This window comes from Variovorax sp. GW821-FHT09A10 (assembly GCF_059418385.1).
Genome location: NZ_JBWKPT010000004.1, coordinates 76191 through 96042 on the forward strand (window position 1 = coordinate 76191; position 19852 = coordinate 96042).

Here is a 19852-nt window from a genome sequence, read left to right on the forward strand (position 1 = left end):
CCAAGGAGACACACGATGAACAGCAGCCTGCCCGCACGATTCAACTTTGCCGAACACCTGTTCGCCCTCAACCGCGGCCGCGCCGCACGCACCGCCTACATCGACGACCGCGGCACGCTGGGCTACGGCCAGCTCGAAGACCGCGCGCGCCGCCTGGCCGCCGCGCTGAAGGCCGCGGGCATCCGCCGCGAAGAGCGCGTGCTGCTGCTCATGCTCGACGGCAACGACTGGCCCGTGAGTTTCCTGGGCTGCCTGTACGCGGGCATCGTGCCCGTGGCGGTGAACACGCTGCTCACGCCCGACGACTACGCCTACATGCTCGACCACAGCCGCGCGCAGGCGGTGCTGGTGTCGGGCGCGCTGCTGCCGACCTTGCAGGACGCGATGGCGCGCGGCGGCCATGAAGTGCAGACGCTGTTCGTGTCGCAACCGACGGGCGCGCTGCCCGAGGGCGCGCAGGAATTCGAAGCCGCGCTCGCCGCCGTCGAGCCCCTGCCCGCACCCGCGCTCACCGCGTCGGACGACCCCGGCTTCTGGCTCTACTCCTCCGGCTCCACCGGCAAGCCCAAGGGCACGGTGCACACGCACGCCAACCTGTGGTGGACCGCCGAGCTCTACGGCAAGCCGGTGCTCGGCCTCACCGAAGGCGACGTGTGCTTCTCGGCCGCCAAGATGTACTTCGCGTACGGCCTGGGCAATGCGCTGACCTTCCCGCTGTCGGTGGGCGCCACTGTGGTGCTGATGGCCGAGCGGCCCACGCCCGACGCCACCTTCCGCCGCTGGACCGAGCACCAACCCACCGTGTTCTTCGGCGCGCCCACCGGCTTCGCGGGCATGCTCGCCTCGCCGAAGCTGCCGGCGCGTGAGGCCGTGGCGCTGCGCATGTGCTCGTCCGCCGGCGAGGCGCTGCCGGGCGAGATCGCGCAGCGCTTCAAGGCGCACTTCGGCTGCGAAATCATCGACGGCATCGGCTCGACCGAGATGCTGCACATCTTCATCTCCAACCGCCCCGGCGACGTGCGCTACGGCACCACGGGCAAGCCGGTGGACGGCTACGAGGTCGAGCTGCGCGGCGAGGACGGCCGCCCCGTGCCCGACGGCGAGGTGGGCGACCTGTACATCCGCGGCCCGAGCTCGGCGCTCATGTACTGGACCAACCGCGAGAAGTCGCGCGACACCTTCCAGGGCGGCTGGACCAAGAGCGGCGACAAGTACACGCGCGACGCCGACGGCTACTTCACCTACGCCGGCCGCAGCGACGACATGCTCAAGGTCAGCGGCATCTACGTCTCGCCCTTCGAGGTCGAGGCCACGCTGATGCAGCACCCCGCCGTGCTCGAGGCCGCCGTCATCGGCAAGGACGACGCCGACGGGCTCACGAAGACCAAGGCCTTCGTCGTGCTGAAAGACGGCGCCGCGGCCACCGAGGACGAGCTCAAGGCCTTCGTGAAGGAGCGCCTGGCGCCCTACAAGTACCCGCGCTTTCTGGAGTTCGTGAGCGAGCTGCCGAAGACGGCCACCGGCAAGATCCAGCGCTTCCGGCTGCGCGAACGCGAGAAGCAGGCATGAGCACGCCCACGGTTGCCACCGACTTCGCCACCATCGACTGGCGCGGGCGCACCGTGCGCATCGAGTGCCAGTGGATCGCCCCCGAGCGCGGCGCCGACACCCCGCTCATCGTGTTCCTGCATGAAGGCCTGGGCTCCGTCGCGATGTGGAAGGACTTTCCCGCCCAGGTCTGCGAGGCCGCCGGCGCGCGCGGGCTCGTGTTCTCGCGCCCCGGCTACGGCCGCTCCACGCCGCGCGCCGAGGACGAGATCTGGGACGTCGACTTCATGCACCGCCAGGCGCACGAGGTGCTGCCCGCGCTGTTCGCCGCGCTGAAGCTCAGCGACGAGAAGCCCTGGCTCTTCGGCCACAGCGACGGCGGCTCGATCTCGCTGCTGTACGCCTCGCGCTTCTCCGACAAGGTCGCGGGCCTCGTGGTGCTCGCGCCGCACATCTTCGTGGAGGACAAGACCGTCGCGAACATCGAGATCGCACGTGACGCCTACCGCACGACCGACCTGCCCGGCAAGCTCGGCCGCTACCACGACAGCGCCGACTCGGCCTTCTGGGGCTGGAACCGCATCTGGCTGCACCCGCCCTTTCGCGACTGGAACATCGAGGCCGAGCTGGCCACCATCCGCTGCCCCGTGCTCGCGGTGCAGGGCATCGACGACGCGTACGGCACGCTCGCGCAGATCCGCGACATCGCCCCGCGCGTGGCGGGGAAATGCGAGCTGCTCGAAATCCCTGAATGCGGGCATTCCCCGCATCGCGATCAGCCGGATCGTGTCATCGTCGCGACCGCTTCTTTCATCACCAACAACAGGAGACAGACACCATGACGAACCTTCGCACCGCGCGCCTGGCGCTCACGGCCATCGCCTTCGCCGCCCTGGCCTCCGCGGCCGGCGCACAGGGCACGGCAAAGCTCAAGGTCGGCCTCATGCTGCCCTACAGCGGTACCTACACCGCCCTGGGCGTGGCCATTGAAAACGGCTTCAAGCTCTACGTGGAACAGCAAGGCGGCAAGCTCGCCGGCCGCGAGATCGAATACTTCAAGGTCGACGACGAGTCCGACCCGGCCAAGGCCACCGACAACGTCAACAAGCTCATCAAGCGCGACAACGTCGACGTGATCGTCGGCACCGTGCACTCGGGCGTGGCGATGGCCATGGCCAAGGCCGCCAAGGAAAGCGGCACCGTGCTCATCGTGCCGAACGCCGGCGCCGACGCGGTGACGGGACCGATGTGCGCGCCCAACATCTTCCGCAGCTCGTTCAGCAACTGGCAGCCGGCCTACGCCATGGGCGAGGTGGCGGCCAAGCAGCAGGGCAAGAAGAAGGTCATGACCATCACCTGGAAGTACGCGGCCGGCGAAGAGTCGGTCAACGGCTTCAAGGAAGGCTTCGAGAAGAACGGCGGCAAGGTCGACAAGCAGCTCACCCTGCCCTTCCCCAACGTGGAGTTCCAGGCCCTGCTGACCGAGATCGCGGCGGCCAAGCCCGATGCGGTGTACGCCTTCTTCGCGGGCGGCGGCGCGGTGAAGTTCGTCAAGGACTACCAGGCCGCCGGCCTGAACAAGACCATCCCGCTGTACGGCCCCGGCTTCCTGACCGACGGCACGCTCGACGCGCAGGGCGAATCGGCGCAAGGCATGCTCACCACGCTGCACTACGCCGACGGCCTGAACACCCCGCGCGACAACGCCTTCCGCGTGGCGTACGCCAAGTCGTTCAAGCTGCAGCCCGACGTGTACGCGGTGCAGGGCTACGACGCCGCGCAGATGCTGGGCGTGGGCCTGAATGCCACCAAGGGCGACATCTCGAAGAAGGCCGAGTTCACGGGCGCGATCGAGAAGGCCAAGATCGACAGCCCGCGCGGCACCTTCACGGTGAGCAAGTCGCACAACCCGGTGCAGGACATCTACCTGCGCAAGGTGGAAGGCAAGGAAAACAAGCTCGTCAGCACGGCCATCAAGGGCCTGTCCGATCCGGCACGCGGCTGCCGGATGTAAGCAAGGCCACGGGCCTTCGGTTCTCTCTCGTTCCCTCGCGGCCCCGATCCATTTCACGGGGCTGCGAGCCGCCTTGCGGCAACCACAACCAACTGGGATCTCACGGTGGATTTCGGAACCTTTCTCGTGCAGTGCCTGAACTCCGTTCAGTACGGCCTGCTGCTCTTTCTCGTGGCCTCGGGGCTGACGCTGATCTTCGGGATCATGGGCGTCATCAACCTCGCCCACGGGAGCTTCTACATGATCGGCGCCTACATGGCGTTCTCGCTGGCGCCGCTGTTCGGCGACCAGTTTTTGCTGATGCTGGTGGCCGGCGTGGTGCTGGCCGCGATCTTCGGCTACGTGCTGGAGTGGGCCTTCTTCAGCTATCTCTACCAGCGCGACCACCTGCAGCAGGTGCTCATGACCTACGGGCTCATCCTGGTGTTCGAGGAACTGCGCTCCATCTTCGTGGGCAACGACGTGCATGGCGTGAAGGTGCCCGCGTGGCTGGACGGCAGCTTCGCGCTGGGCAATGTCATGAGCTACCCGTGGTATCGCCTGTTTGCCTCGGCCGCCTGCATCGTGCTGGCCGTGGGCCTGTACTACGTGGTGAACCGCACGCGCCTGGGCATGATGATCCGCGCCGGCGCCAGCAACCGCGACATGGTGCGCGGCCTGGGCATCGACGTGAAGCGGCTGTACCGCATCGTGTTCGCGGCCGGCGTGGCGCTGGCGGCACTGGCCGGCATGATCGCCGCGCCGATGTCCTCGGTGTACCCGAACATGGGCGCGAGCGTGCTCATCATCTGCTTCGTGCTGGTGGTGATCGGCGGCATCGGCTCGATCACCGGCGCGCTCGTGGCCTCGCTGCTGGTGGGTTTTGTCGACACCTTCGGCAAGGTGTTCTTCGCCGACCTGGCGGGCATCGGCATCTACCTGCTGATGGCGATCGTGCTGATCTGGAAGCCCGAAGGCTTGATGGGGAGGCGGCCATGAGCCCCGTGGTTGCATCCGCACCGTCGTCGCCGCGGCGTGGTGCCTTCGTCGTGCCCGTGCTGTGCGCCATCGCGCTCGCCGTGGCCGGCCCGCTGCTGGGCAACTACGCGTCGGACTTCATCGTCAAGGTGATGATCCTGTCGATCTTCGCGCTCAGCCTGGAGCTGCTGGTGGGCATGACCGGGCTCGTGAGCCTGGGCCATGCGGCCTTCTACGGCATCGGCGCGTACGTCACCGTGCTGGCCTCGGGCAACGAGGGCGGCAACTTCGCAGTGCTGCTGGTGCTGTCGATGGGCGCGGCGGCGCTGTATGCGCTGTTCGTCGGTGCGCTGAGCCTGCGCACGCGCGGCGTGTACTTCATCATGGTCACGCTGGCCTTTGCGCAGATGGCCTTCTTCGTGTTCCACGACACCAAGATCGGCGGCGGCAGCGACGGCATCTACCTGTACGTGCGCCCGGCCCTCGGCGCGCTCGACATGGAGAACCGCACGGTACTCTTCTACGTGGTGCTGGCGGCGCTGGTGTTCACCTACGGCCTGCTGGCGCTCATCCGCCGCTCGCGCTTCGGCGCGGCGCTCGCGGGCATCCGCGTGAACGAGCAGCGCATGCGCGCGGCGGGCTTCGCCGTGTACGGCTACAAGCTCGCGGCCTTCGTGCTCGCGGGCGCGCTGGCCGGGCTCGCGGGCTTTCTGCTGGCCTCGCGCGACGGCGTGGTCAACCCCGAACTGATGGCCTGGCACAACTCCGGCGAGGTGCTGCTGATGGTGATCCTGGGCGGCCTCGGCCACCTGCGCGGCGCGGTGATCGGCGCCGTGGCGTTCACGCTGCTCAAGGAAATCTTCTCCACCCACGCCGTGATGGGCCCGCTGGCCGACCATTGGCAGCTCACACTGGGCATTGCCATCATCGTGTTCGTGGCGCTGCTGCCCAAGGGCCTGATCGGCCTGGTGCAGCGCCTGTCGCCGAAGGGAGGCGCATGACCGCCGCACTGCTGTCCGTGGACAAGCTCACACGCCGCTTCGGTGGCCTCACGGCCGTCAACGCCGTCACGCTCGACCTGCACATCGGCGAGGTGCATGCGGTGATCGGCACCAACGGCGCCGGCAAGTCGACGCTCATCAACATGCTCTCGGGCGAGATCGAGGCCTCCGAAGGCCGCATCGCGCTGGACGGCGTCGACATCACCGCGCGCGCGCAGTCGCGCCGCGCCCGCGACGGCGTGGGCCGCAGCTACCAGCGCACCACCATCTTCCCGGAGTTCACCGTGCACGAGAACTGCCGCCTCGCCGCGCAGGCCGCCACGGCAAAACCGTGGGCGATCTGGCAGTCGTCGCAGCGCTGCGCCACCAGCAACGCCTCGGCCGACGCCGCGCTCGAAGCGGCCGGCCTCACGGCCGAAGCCTGGCGCGTCGCCGGCACGCTGAGTCACGGCGCGCAGCGCCAGCTCGAAGTGGCGATGTGCCTGGCCACCCACCCGCGCGTGCTGCTGCTGGACGAGCCGCTCGCCGGCATGGGCGCCGAGGAAACCGACCGCATGCTCACGCTGCTCGCGCGGCTGAAGGCCACGCACGCCATCCTGCTGGTCGAGCACGACATGGACGCCGTGTTCCGCATCGCCGACCGCATCACGGTGATGGTGAACGGCACTGTCATCGCCACGGGCAACCCACAAGAAATTCGCGAGAACCCCGAGGTCCGCACGGCCTACCTCGGCGAGGAGCAACACTGATGCTGATCGTTCGCGACCTCAACACCTACTACGGCAACAGCCACATCCTGCGCGGCGTGCACGCCGGCATTCCCGCGGCGACCTCCGTCGGCCTGCTCGGGCGCAACGGCATGGGCAAGACCACGCTGATCCGCACCATCATGGGCTACGTGCGCCCGGCCTCCGGCGAAGTGCAGGTCGACGGCCGCACCGTCACCGGCCTGCCGCCCGAGAAGATGGCACGCCTGGGCATCGGCTACGTGCCCGAGGGGCGCGGCATCTTCCCGAACCTGTCGGTGCGCGAGAACCTCGTGATGAGCGAACGCGCCGGCATCGACGGCCAGCGCGCCTGGACCTTCGACCGCGTGATGGCCACCTTTCCGCGCCTGTCGGAACGGCTCTCGCACGGCGGCCAGCAGCTGTCGGGCGGCGAGCAGCAGATGCTCTCCATCGGTCGCGCGCTCATGACCAACCCGCGCCTCTTGATCCTCGACGAAGCCACCGAAGGCCTCGCGCCGCTGATCGTGGCCGAGATCTGGCGTGTGATCAGCGAAATCCGCGCCACCGGCATCGCCACGCTGATCGTCGACCGCGACTACCGCAAGGTGCTCGCGCACACGGACCTGGCGGTGGTGATGGAGAAGGGGCAGATCGTGCGGCATGGGGCGTCGGCGGAGTTGCTGGGGCAGCCGCAGGTGCTGGAAGAGCTGCTGGGCGTTTAGAGGGCTACACAGCGGCCTGCAAATCGACCCCCTCCCAGATTCATGCAAGGGGTCCGAGAGTCTCTTCAGCACGCCGCCCTTCTCCCCAGAGGAACTGTCCGCTCCAGCTATAAAAGCGGAAAGGACCCCTGGCAGGGCCATGCATGAACCAGAAGGATTCCGGCACCAGGACACCCTCGCATCCCTCGTGCCTCAGATGCCCTTCCTCGATACCAAGCACCAGGTACTTGCTACCGCACATCAGGCACTGCTTGTCTGCCCTTCGAGCGTTCAGCCGAGCCTCCCAGTATCGAAGCGCATCGGCACCAAGCTGAAACCCGAAGTGAAGAAGTTCGTCCTCAAGTTCTGAGGGCTTGCGACCATCCTCTCTGCGAACCAATGCTGTAGCGTTCTCGAACTCCCGCAAGGCAGGAATGCGTTCAACGTATGCCGGCCCGTTACAAGCAATGCACCATGCCCGCTCCGTCAGCATCGGATAAACCTCCAGGGCCGCTTCCGGCTCCGCCTGCGGTTCACTGCGGCTTGTGTATGAAAAGTGATGGCGTGGGAAATGAAACCGTTCGTCGCAATGTTTGCACGTCAAGCTTTCAAAAGCGTATTCGAGGAAGGATGACAAGCTCACTGTCGGTGCCTTTCTTGCAGTCCGAGAGGCCATGACGACGCACGGTCCGTGGCCGAAAGCGTAACCGAGCGCTGGAGCACCACCGGGTTTCACCTCTGTCCTGCGACAGCGCGACAGCCGAATCATGTCCGGCTGCGCAGCCCCTCCCCGTGCCGCGCCCACTCCACGCACGAGGCTGCGCATGACGTCCCTGCAATCGCGCCACATCGACAACGTCTATTCGATCGCCACCGGCACGGCGCTGCGGGCCGATCCGGCGGCGAGCCTGGTGCACAAGTCGTGGGCGCGCTGCGTCCGCGACCATGGGCTCGATCCGTCGCGGCCGACGCCCGCGCGCATCCTGCCGGCGCAGGAGGTGCGCGTGCACCAGCAGCAGCTCGAGCACTTCCTGCGCGCCGCGCGCGCAGGCATGGAAGACATCTACCGCCGCGTGGCCGAGCTGGGCTACATGGTGCTGCTGACCGATGCCGAGGGCATCACGGTCGACTACATCGGCAACCCGGCCTGGGACGACCAGTTGCGCCGCGCCGGCCTGTACCTGGGCGCCGACTGGAACGAGGCGCACGCCGGCACCTGCGGCGTGGGCACCTGCCTCATCGAGCGCCAGCCGATGACCTGCCACCAGACCGAGCACTTCGACGCCACGCACATCGCGCTCACCTGCACGACGGCGCCGCTGTTCGACCACAGCGGCAAGCTCACGGCCATCCTCGACGTGTCGGCCCTGCGCTCGCCCGAGGCGCGCGAGAGCCAGCACCTGGTGCGCCACCTGGTGTCGATCTACGCGCGGATGATCGAGGACGCCGACTTCCTGCGGCACTTTCGCGGCCACTGGATCCTGCGGCTTGGCAGCGCCTTCGGGCTGGTCGACGTGGCGGGCGAGGTGATGCTGGCCTTCGACGAGGGCGGCACGGTGGTGGGCGCCAACGGGGGCGCGCGCGAGGTCTTCTCGGGGCCGCAGCAACAACTGTTGGGCGGTGCGGTGTCGGAGCTGCTGCACCTGCCGATGGACGCGATCTGGCGCCTGGGCAACGGCGGCGCGTCGGCCCTGCCGTTCGCGCACACGGTGCTGCTGCCCGGTGGCGGCGAGTACCACGCCTCGCTGATCGCGCCGCGCCTGCGGCGCTCGCCGGTCACCGCATCCACATCGCCCGCACCCCAGCCTTCGGACCGCCTGCCGCCGCTCGAACGCATCGCGGGCGACGACGACCCCGCGATGCAGCAGCTGATCGCGCAGGCGCGCCGGCTGGTGGACCGCGGCATCCATGTGCTGGTCGAGGGCGAGACCGGCAGCGGCAAGGAGGTGCTGGCGCGCGCGCTGCATGGCGCGAGCCGGCGTGCGGCGCTGCCCTTCGTGGCGGTGAACTGCGCGGCCATTCCCGATTCGCTGATCGAGAGCGAGCTCTTCGGCTACACGCCCGGCAGCTTCACGGGCGGCCGCGCCAAGGGCATGAAGGGGCTGATCGCGCAGGCCGACCGCGGCACGCTGTTTCTCGACGAGATCGGCGACATGCCGATGGCGCTGCAGACGCGGCTGCTGCGCGTGCTGTCCGAAGGCGAGGTGCTGCCGCTGGGCGCGGAGTCGCCGCAGCGCGTGGACCTTGCGGTGGTGGCGGCCACGCACCGCGACCTGTCGGCGCTGGTCGCGGCCGGGCGCTTTCGCGAGGACCTGTACTACCGCCTGTGCGGCGCGGTGCTGAAGCTGCCGCCGCTGCGCGCGCGGCGCGACCGGCGTTATCTGATCGAAGCGATGTTCCATGAAGAGGCGGCGGCGATGGGCTCGACCGCGCGGCTGTCGGAGGCCGCGATGCTGCGGCTGATGGCGCACGACTGGCCGGGCAACCTGCGCGAGTTGCGCAATGTGCTGCGGTTGGCGCTGGCGCTCTGCACGGGGGCGAGCATCACGCCCGAGGAACTGCGCCTGGCGCCACATCGGCCGTCGCTTGACCACCACGATGCCGTGCCCACTGCGATCGACGATGACAGCGCCGCCGACGCCACGCGCCTGCTCGACGCGCTGCAGCGCCACCGCTGGCATGTGGCGCGGGCCGCGCAAGCGCTCGGCATCAGCCGCGCCACCGCGTACCGGCACATGAAGCGTTTCGGCATCGTGGCGCCGCAGCGCGGCTAACGCCTCAGGATTCGCTCGATCGCGCGCACGGCCGTGCCCAGGCCGTCTTCCGCGCGCATGCGTTCGCCCAGTGCACGGGCCCGCGCGCGCACCTGCGGGTCGTGCGCGAAGGCGATGCCGCGCGCCAGGTCGTCGGCACCGAACCGACCACCCGCCACCGCAGGCGGCGCCACGCCCGCCTGCGCGAGGTGGTGCGCCCAGAACGCCTGGTCGCCCGCGAAAGGCACGACCACCGAGGGCAGGCCCGCGCGCGCGGCCGAGTGGCTGGTGCCCGAGCCGCCGTGGTGCACCACCAGCGCCATCTGCGGAAACAGCCAGTCGTGCGGGGTGTCGCCGATGGCGTGGAAGTTCGGCGGCAGCTGCCCCACTTCGAGGCCGCTCCATCCGGGATGCAGCACCGCGCGCCGGCCGGCCATGCCGTCGACGAGGGCCGCGAGCAGCCGCGCCTTGTCGAAGCCCGTCATGCTGCCGAAGCCGATGTAGACAGGTGCCTCGCCGGCCGCGAGGAAGTCGCGCAGCGCCGGCGGCGGCTGCCAATCGGGCACGGGCGCGAGCCACTGGCCGCACACGGCAACGTTGGACGGCCAGTCGGCGGGGCGCGGCAGCAGGCTCGGCGAGTAGCCATAGAGCGCGGGGTGCGTGGTCCACAGGCGGCGGCGCGGCGGCAGGCCGCAGACCTCGGCGCGCGCGGCGTTCACGGCCGGCCGGAAGGCGCGCCAGAGCAGCCCGTTGACGAGGTGGTGGCTCGCGCGGTTCAAAAAGCGCGGCACGCGGGCGGGCGGCAGGAAGGGCGAGGCGAACGCGGCCGTCGGCGTGAGCGGGAACATGCCCGCGCCGATGGCCGGCACGCCCAGCGCCTCGGCCGCCGACAGCCCCACGAAGGCCGCGAGCCCCGCGCAGACGATCGCGTCGCAACCCTGCGCGGCCTCCACGGTCTGGCGCAGCCAGGGCGTGGCGTTGGCATTGGCGATGTCCGCCAGCGCCTTGGCGGCGGCAGCCGGCTTGTCGCCCTGCGAGATGACGCCGCCGAGCGCCTGCCGGATGTCGCCGGCCAGTGCCTGCGAGCGCACGCCGAGCCGTTCGGCCGCGCCGAGCGTGGTCGCGTCCGCCAGCAGCACCGACGCATGGCCCGCGTCGTCCAGCGCGCGGCACAGCGCGGCGAGCGGGCGCGCATCGCCCTCGGTGCCGTAGGTGAGCACGGCGAGTTTCATGGGGCGCGCCTCCTTGCAGCAGGTGGCTTCGGGGCCGTGCGCGCGCCGCCGACGAAGAGGTCGACGACCACCGCGAACTCGTCGCGCAGCACGAGGCCGGGCAGCGTGAGCCAGCGCATCAGCGCGCCGAAGTACAGGTGGTGCAGCAGGCTCGCGAGGTGCGCGGCCGAGACGTCGGTGCGCAGCGTGCCGGCCTGCTGGGCGGCGGCGATGAGCACCTCGAACAGCCCCGACAGGTCGCGCGGTGTGCCGCGGTCGCCGCCGCCGAGTTCGCTCTCGATGTTGAGGAAACGAAAGCGGAAGTAGTCGAGCAGGTAGGCCCGGTAGTGCTCGGACCAGTCGGCCGAGGCGTCGAGCAGGCCGGTGAGCTGCGCCGTGAAGCCCGCCTTCGGGTCGATGGCCTCGTGCAGGCGCTGCGCATCGACCACGAGTTCGAGGTGCACCCAGTGCGCCAGGATCGCTTCCTTGGTCGCGAAGTGGTTGTAGAGCGTGCCCTTGGCCACGTCGGACTGCTGCGCGATCTGCTCCATCGTCGTCGCGTCGTAGCCCTGGGCTTCGAACAGGCGCATGGCGGTGGCGGCGACGTGGTCGAGCGTCTGGGTGCGGCGGCGCTCGCGGCGGCCTGGCGGTTCTGGTTCGGTCACGGTTTTGGGCCCTTGAATTTGAACGTCGTCCAATTTTAGACGTCGTTCAAATTCTCATGCATCGTCTCAGTCTCGGTGAGACAGCGACAGGCGCCTGCGACAAAACCGCCGCCAACCCCTTGATTCTTCGTCGCCCCCGGCACGGCACGAAAGCTGCACCACGAACCCCGCGTGCGCCTTGCCGCGCCGCAATTCGATTCGATTCGTTCAACGACATACGGAGACATGCAATGACAGACCCGACCACCGGCCCCACCCGGGCCGCCGCCCAATGGCTGGCCGACTTCGCCGCCGCGCTCGCACGCAGCGACATCGATGCGGCCGTCTCGCTGTTCGAGGCCGACAGCTACTGGCGCGACCTCGTCGCCTTCACCTGGAACATCCGCACGCAGGAAGGCGCGGGGGCCATCCGCGCGATGCTGCAGGCGCGCCTGGCCGACACGCAGCCCACGGCCTTCGCGCTCGAGGGCGAGGCGACCGAGGCCGACGGCGTGGTCGATGCGTGGTTCGGCTTCGAGACGCGCGTGGCGCGCGGACGCGGCCACCTGCGCTTGCGTTCACATGATGGCGGTGGCAAGGCCTGGACGCTGCTCACCACCATGACCGAGCTGAAGGGCTTCGAGGAAAAGACGGGCGACCACCGCATCAAGGGCGCGGAGCACGGCGTGCACAAGGGCCGCAAGAACTGGCTCGAGAAGCGCCGCGACGAAGAGGCCGCACTGGGCTACACCGAGCAGCCCGAGGTGGTGATCATCGGCGGCGGCCAGGGCGGCATCGCGCTGGGGGCGCGGCTGCGGCGGCTGGGCGTGCCGACGATCATCGTGGAGCGCAACGCCAAGGCCGGCGACTCCTGGCGCAAGCGCTACAAGTCGCTGTGCCTGCACGACCCGGTCTGGTACGACCACCTGCCCTACATGCCCTTTCCCGACGACTGGCCGGTGTTCGCGCCCAAGGACAAGATCGGCGACTGGCTCGAGATGTACACCAAGATCATGGAGCTCAACTACTGGAGCTCCACCAACGCGACCAAGGCGCGCTTCGACGAGGCCACGCAGCGCTGGGAGGTGCAGGTGGAGCGCGAAGGCAAGCCCGTGACGCTGCGCCCGAAGCAGCTGGTGTTCGCGCTCGGCGTGTCGGGCTACCCGAACGTGCCGAAGGTGGCGGGCGCCGAGAACTTCCTGGGCGACCAGCACCACTCCAGCCAGCACCCCGGGCCCGAGGCCTATGCGGGCAAGAAGTGCGTGGTGCTGGGCTCGAACAACTCGGCGCACGACATCTGCGCGGCGTTGTGGGAGCACGGCGCCGACGTGACGATGGTGCAGCGCTCGTCCACGCACATCGCGCCCTCGCAGTCGCTCATGGAGCTGGCGCTGGGCGGGCTGTACTCCGAGCAGGCGGTGAAGAGCGGCATCGACCACCACAAGGGCGACCTGATCTTCGCCTCGGTGCCCTACAAGATCATGCACACCTTCCACATCCCGGTGTACGAGGAGATGAAGAAGCGTGACGCCGACCTGTACGCGCGGCTGGAGAAGGCCGGCTTCCTGCTCGACTTCGGCGTGGACGGCTCGGGCCTGTTCATGAAGTACCTGCGGCGCGGCTCGGGCTACTACATCGACGTGGGCGCCTCGGAGCTGGTGGCCAACGGCAGCATCCACCTCAAGAGCGGCGTGAACATCGAGCGCGTGAACGAACGCTCGGTCACGCTCACCGACGGCACCGAGCTGCCGGCCGACCTGCTGGTGTACGCCACGGGCTACGGCTCGATGAACGGCTGGCTGGCCGACCTGATCTCGCCCGAGACCGCCGACAAGGTCGGCAAGTGCTGGGGCCTGGGCTCCGACACGCCGAAGGACCCGGGCCCGTGGGAAGGCGAGCTGCGCAACATGTGGAAGCCGACGCAGGTGCCCCAGCTGTGGTTCCACGGCGGCAACCTGCACCAGTCGCGCCACTACTCGCAGTTCCTGGCGCTGCAGCTGAAGGCGCGCATGGAAGGGATCGACACGCCGGTGTACGCGCTGGCGGCGTCGCACCACAAGCGCTGAGCGGCTCCGGCTTCCTCTCCCTTCGGGGAGAGGGAGTCGTTCATTCCTGGATGAAGCGGCGCAAGCCTTCGAGGTCGGTCACGGTGATGCCGCCGTACTCGATGTGCAGGAACCCGGCCTCCTTCAGCCGGTTCAGCGCCGCGTTGCAGCGCTGGCGCGACACGCCCGACAGGTTGGCGATCTCTTCCTGCGAGGTCTGCAGGTGCGGCTCGCTGCCCGGGTGCAGCCAGGGGTGGAACAGGCCGGCCAGCGCGCGCGCCACCTGGCTGTCGGCGTCGAGCAGCCGGTGCGCGGCGTAGCTGCCCATGAACCAGTGCAGCCGCTCGTTGATCTGCTGCAGCAGGAAGTGATCGAAGCCGCGCTGCGTGCGGTGCAGCCACTCGAAGGTCTCCAGCGGCAGCTGCGCCACGCGGCTGGGCCGCAGCGCAATGATGTCGGCCGAACGCGGCACGGCGCGCAGCAGCGTGCCTTCGCCGAACCAGCTGCCCACCGACAGCCCGCCCAGCGTGACCGAGCGGCCGTCGCTGGAGGTGATCGACCACTTGAGCAGCCCCTCGAGCGTGCCGTACCAGTGCAGCGGCGTGTCGCCGCGCCGGCACAGCGCGGCGCCGGCGGCCACCTCGACCTCGCGCATCTCGTCGAGCACGCGCTCGCCCGCGCCCACGTCGAGCAGCGGGAACCAGGCCGAGCCCTGCAGCAGCTGGGGAATGGTCAGGGAGGCCGCGGGGATCGCCGGCTTGGTCGGGGGCATGCTGTCTTTTTTGTTTACTGCGCGCCCTTGAGCTGCTGCAGCTCGGCCTGCGCTTCGTGCAGCTTCTTCTCGCGGTCGGCGATCTTGCTGGCACGGCCCTTCTCCTGGGCCGCGCGCAGGTCGCGCTCGCGCTCGGCCACCTTGCGCTCCTGGGCGCGGATGCGCTTCTGGTGCTCGGCCGCCAGCTTGGCGTCGGTGCAATTGCGGTTCACTTCGGCCAGCGCCGTCTCGAGCCCGCGCACGCGCTGCTGCTGGCCCTTGGACTGGGCCATCTCGATGTCGCGGCCGATGGCCTCGCGCTTGGCGTCGCAGGTGGCGGGGCCGGCGGGTTGCGCGGCGGCGCCGAGGGTGGTGAACGCGGCCGCGGCGGCCAGCACGAGGGGCAGAAATTTCATGGCGAGGTTCCTTGTGTGCGCAACGGCGCAGGGGCGACTTTAGCGGCTGGCGCCGCGTAAACCCTGCCCCCGAATGTCGTCGCGATGACTGAGTACGAACGCACTCCAAAAAATAATGGCGCGCCCCCATGAAAGACACCAGGAGTTCCCGAGCATGTCGAAGCGCAAAGTGATCGTGACCATCGCCCCCACCGGCGGCATGGCGCACAAGTCGCAGAACCCCCACCTCCCCACCCAGCCCGCCGAGATCGCCGCCGACGTGCTGCGCTGCTGGAACGCCGGCGCCAGCGTGGTCGCCATCCACGCGCGCCGCCCCGACGACGGCGCCACCTGCAACGCCGAGGTGTACCGCGACATCAACAGCCGCATCCGTGCGGCCGGCTGCGACATCGTGCTCAACAACTCCACCGGCGGCGGCGTGCACGGCGACATGGTGAAGCCGCTGGCGGGCGATCGCTGGGAGATCGCGTGGGAAGAACGCATCAAGGGCATGGACGCCGGCGCCGAGATGTGCACGCTGGACGCCACCACGCTCAACCTGAGCTTCGAAGGCAAGCAGATCCTGATGGACACGCCCATCACGCGCGGGCGCGAGCTGGCCGCCGGCATGAAGGCGCGCGGCATCAAGCCCGAGTGGGAGGTGTTCAGCCCCACGCACATCCTGCAGGACACGACCACGCTGATCGAGGAAGGCCATGACGACGCGCCCTACTTCGTCAACCTGGTGATGAACGTGCACCGCAACTTCCAGAACGCGATGCCGTACTCGCCGCGCAACCTGCAGATGATGGTCGACACGCTGCCCAGGGGCGCCATCTTCGGCGTGAGCGGCATCGGCATGTCGCAGCTCGAAGCCAACGTGGCGGCGCTGCTGCTGGGCGGCCATGCGCGCGTGGGCCTGGAAGACAACCTCTACTTCCGCCACGGCGAACTCGCCACCAACGTGCAGCTCACCGAGCGCATCGTGCGCGTGATCCACGAGCTCGACATGGAAGTGGCCACGCCGTCCGAGGCGCGCCAGATCATGGGCCTGCCGCGCGTGGGCGGCCCGCGGCCCGAGTTCGCACTCGGTTGACGACAGACAAGAACAACGAACGGAGACAACGCACATGAACATCCCCCGCACCGCCCTGGCTCTCGCACTCGCCGCCGCATTCGCATCGGGCGCATCGGCCCAGGTGTCCGACGACACCATCCGCATCGGCTTCATCAGCGACATGTCGGGCCTGTACCGCGACTACGACGGCCCGGCCGGCGCCGAAGCGATCCGCATGGCCATCGCCGACATGGGCGGCGCCATCAATGGCAAGAAGATCGAGCTGGTCACGGCCGACCACCAGAACAAGCCCGACATCGCCGCCGCCAAGGCGCGCGAATGGTTCGACGTGAACAAGGTCGACATGCTGATCGGCGGCGTGAACTCGGGCGCGGCCATTGCCATGGCCGGCGTGGCGGCCGACAAGAAGAAGCCGTATTTCGTGGTGGGCTCGGGCGCGTCGAGCCTCACCAACGAATACTGCTCGCCCTACACCGTGCACTACGCCTACGACACCGTGGCCATGGCGCGCGGCACGGCGAGCGCGGTGGTCAAGGCCGGCGGCAAGAGCTGGTACTTCGTGGCGGCCGACTACGCCTTCGGCGCCGCGCTGCAAAGCGATGCCACCAAGACCGTGCAGGCCAGCGGCGGCACGGTGGCGGGCTCGGTGAAGCACCCGCTGGGCGCGAGCGACTTCTCGTCGTTCATGCTGCAGGCGCAAAGCTCGAAGGCGCAGGTGCTGGCGCTCGCGAATGCGGGCGGCGACACGGTGAACGCCATCAAGTCGGCGGCGGAGTTCGGCATCAGCAAGCACATGAAACTCGCCGGCATGATCATCACCATCAACGACGTGCACGCGCTGGGCCTGAAGGCCTCGCAGGGCATGTACCTCACCGACAGCTGGTACTGGAACCAGAGCCCCGAGTCGCGCGCCTGGGCGCGGCGCTTCTTCGACAAGCACAAGCGCATGCCCTCCTCCTTCCATGCCGGCGACTACTCGGCCGCGCTGCAGTACCTGCAGGCCGTGAAGGCCGCGGGCAGCGACGACGCCGACAAGGTGATGGCGCAGCTGCGCAAGACGAAGCTCAACGACATGTTCGTCAAGGGCGGCTGGCTGCGCGACGACGGCCTCATGGTGCACGACATGCACCTCATGCAGGTGAAGGCGCCGGCCGAATCGAAGGAGCCGTGGGACTATTACAAGGTGATCGAGAACATCCCCGGCGAAGCCGCGTGGACCACCAAGACGGAGAGCCGCTGCGCGCGGTGGAAATCGGCATGAACCTCACCACCGACGTGAAGCGCGTCGCCGTCGTCGGCACCGGCGTGATCGGCGCGAGCTGGGCCGCGCATTTCCTCGCGCAGGGTCTCGACGTGAACGCGACCGACCCCTCGCCCGGTGCCGAAGACCGGCTGCGCGCCGCCGTGGCGCAGCACTGGCCGACGCTGGAACGCTTCGGCCTCGCCGAGGGCGCCTCGGTCGATCGCCTGCGCTTTCACGACAGCCTGGAAGACGCCGTGGCCGTGGCCGACTTCGTGCAGGAGAACGGCCCCGAGCGCATGGATTTCAAGATCGACCTGTTCCGCCGCATGGACGCGGCCGCGCCGCCGGAGACGGTCCTTGCGTCGAGTTCGTCGGGCCTGGCGATCAGCGGCGTGCAGTCGGGCTGCGCGCACCCGCAGCGCGTGGTGCTGGGGCATCCGTTCAACCCGCCGCACCTGATTCCACTGGTCGAGGTGATCGGCGGCGAGCAGACTTCGGCCGACACCATCGCCCGCACGATGGCCTTCTATGCCGCCATCGGCAAGCGGCCGATCCACGTGAAGCGCGAGGTGAAAGGCCACATCGCGAACCGCCTGCAGGCTGCCCTGTGGCGCGAGGCTTTTCATCTCGTCAACGAAGGCGTGGCGAGCGTGGCCGACATCGACACCGCCATCGCGCACGGCCCCGGCCTGCGTTGGGCCGTGATGGGGCCGTTCATGAACCTGCACCTCTCGGGCGGCGCGGGCGGCATTGAGCACCTGCTGGCGCACCTGGGCGGGCCCATCGAAGACTGGTGGAAGGACCTGGGCGCGCCCTCGATGACGGACGCGTTGAAGCAGCAGGTGGTGCAAGGCGTGGACGAGGCCCTGGGCACGCGCCACATCGCCGACCTCGAAGCCGCGCGCGACACCCTGCTGTTGAACCTGATTCGCGCCAAGGCCGAGACGGGTACGCTGGATTGACATGACCGACTTCCTTCTCGACGACACCCTGGTCGCACCGCCCCGCACGCTGCGCATCGACTTCGACGACGGCTCGTTCGTGCTGCGCTCGCCGACGGCGCTGCAGCCGTATGCGCGCTGCATCGGCGAATGGATCGAACGCTGGGCGCGCGAGACGCCCGACGCGTTGGCCTTCGCCGAGCGCGATGAAACGGGCGAAGGCTGGCGCACGCTCGACTACCGCGCGCTGCGCGCCGCCGTCGGCGCCGTCGCGCAAGGCCTGCTCGACCTGGACCTGCCCGCAGGCCGACCGGTCGTGATCCTCTCGGACAACGCCATCGACCATGCCGTGCTGATGCTCGCGACGATGCACATCGGCCGCACGGCCTGCTCGCTGTCCAGCGCCTACTCGCGCATGGCGAAAGACCCGTCGCGGCTGCACGGCATGTTGAAGGCGCTGCAGCCCGGGCTGATCTACGCCTCCGACGCGAAGGTGTACGGCGCATCGCTCACCGGTTGCGGCGTCGAGGCGGTCACCGTGTTCAGCCGCAACGCGGAATCGCATCCCGGCGCGATGGCCTTCGACCGGTTGCGCGCGACGAAGGAAACGCCCGCCGTCATGCAGGCCTTCGCCGCCGTGGGTCCCGACACGCACGCCAAGTACCTGCTGACCTCCGGCTCCACCGGCCAGCCCAAGGTGGTGATCAACACGCACCGCATGCTGTGCGCCAACCAGCAGATGATGGCGCAGACCTGGCGCTTCCTCGCGCAAGAAAAACCGGTGCTCGTCGACTGGCTGCCATGGAGCCACACCTTCGGCGCGAACCACAACCTGCACATGGTGCTGTGCCATGGCGGCGCGCTCTACATCGACGAAGGCCGGCCCGCGCCGGGCCTGATCGAGAAGACGGTGCGCAACCTGCGCGAGGTGAAGCCCACGCTGCTGTTCAACGTGCCGCGCGGCTTCGACATGCTGCTGCCCTTTCTCGAAGCCGACGACGCGCTCGCCGCCGAAGTGTTCTCGCGGCTGCGCCTGGCCTTCTACGCGGCCGCAGCGCTGGCGCCTTCGACCTGGCAGCGGCTCGAAGCCGTGGCGCGGCGCGTGCGGCCCGCGCGCCCGCTGTGGCTCACCACCTCGTGGGGTGCGACGGAGACCTCGCCCGCGATCACCTCGGCGCACTGGCAGCTCGACGGCGCCGGCTGCATCGGCGCGCCGCTGCCGGGGCTGGAGCTGAAGTTCGTGCCCAACGGCGAGAAGCTGGAGATGCGCGTCAAGGGCGTCTCGGTGTTCCCCGGCTACCGCGATGCGCCGCGCGAGACCGCCGCTGCCTTCGACGCCGAGGGCTACTACCGCATCGGCGACGCCGGCTTTCTGGCGAACCCCGGCGACCCGACGCAGGGCGTGATCTTCAACGGCCGCGTGGCGGAAGACTTCAAGCTCTCGACCGGCACCTGGGTGTCGGTGGGCACGCTGCGCGTGAAGCTGGTGTCGCTGCTGGCGCCGCATGTGCAGGACATCGTGCTCACGGGCCACGACCGCAACGCGATCGGCATGCTGGTGTTCGCCAGCCCGCAAGGTGCCGCCCTCGCGCCCGGGGCGCTGGCCGCGCGCATCGCCGAAGTGCTGCGCGCCCTGCGCGACGAAGGCGCGGGCTCGTCGCAGTGCCCGGCCTGCGCGCTGGTGCTGGCCGAACCGCCCAGCCTCGACGCGGGCGAGATCACCGACAAGGGCTACATCAACCAGCGCGCCGTGCTCACGCGGCGCGCGGCCGAGGTGGCGCGGCTGCATGCGCCGGCGCCGGGCGATGCGGACGTGATCCGCCCGCTCTGAAACAGCGGCGA

At 69.1% G+C, this 19852-nt stretch carries 18 protein-coding genes; 13 read left to right on the top strand and 5 right to left on the bottom strand.

The window, feature by feature from the left end:
* The first annotated feature begins 15 nt into the window (after positions 1-15).
* The 7 genes from AC07Q9_RS17040 to AC07Q9_RS17070 all read left to right on the top strand — a co-directional run bounded on the left by AC07Q9_RS17040 (position 16) and on the right by AC07Q9_RS17070 (position 6970).
* The gene (locus AC07Q9_RS17040) at positions 16-1569 is read left to right on the top strand and encodes a benzoate-CoA ligase family protein (RefSeq protein WP_495310873.1); all 1554 of its coding nucleotides are present in this window, start codon (positions 16-18) and stop codon (positions 1567-1569) included.
* Positions 1566-2390 (top strand): alpha/beta fold hydrolase, encoded by an 825-nt coding sequence (locus AC07Q9_RS17045; RefSeq protein WP_495310875.1) that lies wholly within the window; start codon positions 1566-1568, stop codon positions 2388-2390. The genes AC07Q9_RS17040 and AC07Q9_RS17045 overlap by 4 nt, the downstream gene beginning before the upstream one ends.
* A complete protein-coding gene (locus AC07Q9_RS17050) occupies positions 2387-3562 on the top strand; it encodes an ABC transporter substrate-binding protein (protein ID WP_070061398.1) in 1176 nt (391 codons plus the stop codon). The genes AC07Q9_RS17045 and AC07Q9_RS17050 overlap by 4 nt, the downstream gene beginning before the upstream one ends.
* Before the next feature lie 105 nt (positions 3563-3667).
* Positions 3668-4540, top strand: a complete 873-nt coding sequence (locus AC07Q9_RS17055) for a branched-chain amino acid ABC transporter permease (RefSeq protein WP_062470301.1) — start codon at positions 3668-3670, stop codon at positions 4538-4540.
* The gene (locus tag AC07Q9_RS17060; protein WP_495310876.1) at positions 4537-5520 is read left to right on the top strand and encodes a branched-chain amino acid ABC transporter permease; all 984 of its coding nucleotides are present in this window, start codon (positions 4537-4539) and stop codon (positions 5518-5520) included. The genes AC07Q9_RS17055 and AC07Q9_RS17060 overlap by 4 nt, the downstream gene beginning before the upstream one ends.
* Positions 5517-6269, top strand: coding sequence for an ABC transporter ATP-binding protein (locus tag AC07Q9_RS17065; protein WP_495310877.1), 753 nt, complete (start codon positions 5517-5519; stop codon positions 6267-6269). Before AC07Q9_RS17060 ends, AC07Q9_RS17065 begins: the two co-directional genes overlap by 4 nt.
* Entirely contained in the window at positions 6269-6970 is a 702-nt protein-coding gene (locus AC07Q9_RS17070) for an ABC transporter ATP-binding protein (RefSeq protein WP_062470291.1), read from the top strand. Before AC07Q9_RS17065 ends, AC07Q9_RS17070 begins: the two co-directional genes overlap by 1 nt.
* A gap of 40 nt (positions 6971-7010) precedes the next feature.
* On the opposite strand, the gene AC07Q9_RS17075 is transcribed toward AC07Q9_RS17070, so the two are convergent.
* A complete protein-coding gene (locus AC07Q9_RS17075) occupies positions 7011-7592 on the bottom strand; it encodes a hypothetical protein (RefSeq protein WP_495310878.1) in 582 nt (193 codons plus the stop codon).
* Between the two features lie 181 nt (positions 7593-7773).
* On the opposite strand from AC07Q9_RS17075, the gene AC07Q9_RS17080 reads away from it, so the two are divergent.
* The gene (locus AC07Q9_RS17080) at positions 7774-9723 is read left to right on the top strand and encodes a sigma-54-dependent Fis family transcriptional regulator (protein WP_495310879.1); all 1950 of its coding nucleotides are present in this window, start codon (positions 7774-7776) and stop codon (positions 9721-9723) included.
* Here the strand turns inward: AC07Q9_RS17080 and AC07Q9_RS17085 are convergent.
* Positions 9720-10934, bottom strand: a complete 1215-nt coding sequence (locus AC07Q9_RS17085; RefSeq protein ID WP_495310881.1) for a glycosyltransferase — start codon at positions 10932-10934, stop codon at positions 9720-9722. The two genes, AC07Q9_RS17080 and AC07Q9_RS17085, sit on opposite strands and share 4 nt — an antisense overlap.
* Positions 10931-11578, bottom strand: coding sequence for a TetR/AcrR family transcriptional regulator (locus AC07Q9_RS17090; protein WP_495310882.1), 648 nt, complete (start codon positions 11576-11578; stop codon positions 10931-10933). Before AC07Q9_RS17090 ends, AC07Q9_RS17085 begins: the two co-directional genes overlap by 4 nt.
* A gap of 230 nt (positions 11579-11808) precedes the next feature.
* On the opposite strand from AC07Q9_RS17090, the gene AC07Q9_RS17095 reads away from it, so the two are divergent.
* Entirely contained in the window at positions 11809-13623 is a 1815-nt protein-coding gene (locus AC07Q9_RS17095) for an NAD(P)-binding domain-containing protein (protein WP_495310883.1), read from the top strand.
* Positions 13624-13663: 40 nt separating this feature from the next.
* On the opposite strand, the gene AC07Q9_RS17100 is transcribed toward AC07Q9_RS17095, so the two are convergent.
* Together AC07Q9_RS17100 and AC07Q9_RS17105 are read right to left on the bottom strand one after the other, a co-directional pair.
* Positions 13664-14374 (bottom strand): Crp/Fnr family transcriptional regulator, encoded by a 711-nt coding sequence (locus AC07Q9_RS17100; protein ID WP_070061409.1) that lies wholly within the window; start codon positions 14372-14374, stop codon positions 13664-13666.
* Positions 14375-14388: 14 nt separating this feature from the next.
* Positions 14389-14769 (bottom strand): DUF1090 domain-containing protein, encoded by a 381-nt coding sequence (locus AC07Q9_RS17105; RefSeq protein WP_495310885.1) that lies wholly within the window; start codon positions 14767-14769, stop codon positions 14389-14391.
* A gap of 154 nt (positions 14770-14923) precedes the next feature.
* On the opposite strand from AC07Q9_RS17105, the gene AC07Q9_RS17110 reads away from it, so the two are divergent.
* The 4 genes from AC07Q9_RS17110 to AC07Q9_RS17125 are packed head-to-tail and all read left to right on the top strand — an operon-like array spanning position 14924 to position 19841.
* Positions 14924-15844, top strand: a complete 921-nt coding sequence (locus AC07Q9_RS17110; protein ID WP_495310886.1) for a beta-keto acid cleavage family enzyme — start codon at positions 14924-14926, stop codon at positions 15842-15844.
* A 34-nt stretch (positions 15845-15878) separates the two neighbouring features.
* Entirely contained in the window at positions 15879-17087 is a 1209-nt protein-coding gene (locus tag AC07Q9_RS17115; RefSeq protein ID WP_495310887.1) for an ABC transporter substrate-binding protein, read from the top strand.
* A complete protein-coding gene (locus AC07Q9_RS17120; protein ID WP_495310889.1) occupies positions 17084-18031 on the top strand; it encodes a 3-hydroxyacyl-CoA dehydrogenase NAD-binding domain-containing protein in 948 nt (315 codons plus the stop codon). The genes AC07Q9_RS17115 and AC07Q9_RS17120 overlap by 4 nt, the downstream gene beginning before the upstream one ends.
* Before the next feature lies 1 nt (position 18032).
* On the top strand, positions 18033-19841 hold the full coding sequence (locus AC07Q9_RS17125; RefSeq protein ID WP_495310890.1) for a feruloyl-CoA synthase: 1809 nt from the start codon (positions 18033-18035) through the stop codon (positions 19839-19841).
* Positions 19842-19852: the final 11 nt, after the last annotated feature.

Coding starts and splice junctions, on each gene's coding strand:
- AC07Q9_RS17040 (WP_495310873.1), top strand. CDS start 16: ATGAACAGCAGCCTGCCCGCACGATTCAACTTTGCCGAACACCTGTTC.
- AC07Q9_RS17045 (WP_495310875.1), top strand. CDS start 1,566: ATGAGCACGCCCACGGTTGCCACCGACTTCGCCACCATCGACTGGCGC.
- AC07Q9_RS17050 (WP_070061398.1), top strand. CDS start 2,387: ATGACGAACCTTCGCACCGCGCGCCTGGCGCTCACGGCCATCGCCTTC.
- AC07Q9_RS17060 (WP_495310876.1), top strand. CDS start 4,537: ATGAGCCCCGTGGTTGCATCCGCACCGTCGTCGCCGCGGCGTGGTGCC.
- AC07Q9_RS17065 (WP_495310877.1), top strand. CDS start 5,517: ATGACCGCCGCACTGCTGTCCGTGGACAAGCTCACACGCCGCTTCGGT.
- AC07Q9_RS17070 (WP_062470291.1), top strand. CDS start 6,269: ATGCTGATCGTTCGCGACCTCAACACCTACTACGGCAACAGCCACATC.
- AC07Q9_RS17080 (WP_495310879.1), top strand. CDS start 7,774: ATGACGTCCCTGCAATCGCGCCACATCGACAACGTCTATTCGATCGCC.
- AC07Q9_RS17085 (WP_495310881.1), bottom strand. CDS start 10,934: ATGAAACTCGCCGTGCTCACCTACGGCACCGAGGGCGATGCGCGCCCG.
- AC07Q9_RS17095 (WP_495310883.1), top strand. CDS start 11,809: ATGACAGACCCGACCACCGGCCCCACCCGGGCCGCCGCCCAATGGCTG.
- AC07Q9_RS17100 (WP_070061409.1), bottom strand. CDS start 14,374: ATGCCCCCGACCAAGCCGGCGATCCCCGCGGCCTCCCTGACCATTCCC.
- AC07Q9_RS17105 (WP_495310885.1), bottom strand. CDS start 14,769: ATGAAATTTCTGCCCCTCGTGCTGGCCGCCGCGGCCGCGTTCACCACC.
- AC07Q9_RS17110 (WP_495310886.1), top strand. CDS start 14,924: ATGTCGAAGCGCAAAGTGATCGTGACCATCGCCCCCACCGGCGGCATG.
- AC07Q9_RS17115 (WP_495310887.1), top strand. CDS start 15,879: ATGAACATCCCCCGCACCGCCCTGGCTCTCGCACTCGCCGCCGCATTC.
- AC07Q9_RS17120 (WP_495310889.1), top strand. CDS start 17,084: ATGAACCTCACCACCGACGTGAAGCGCGTCGCCGTCGTCGGCACCGGC.
- AC07Q9_RS17125 (WP_495310890.1), top strand. CDS start 18,033: ATGACCGACTTCCTTCTCGACGACACCCTGGTCGCACCGCCCCGCACG.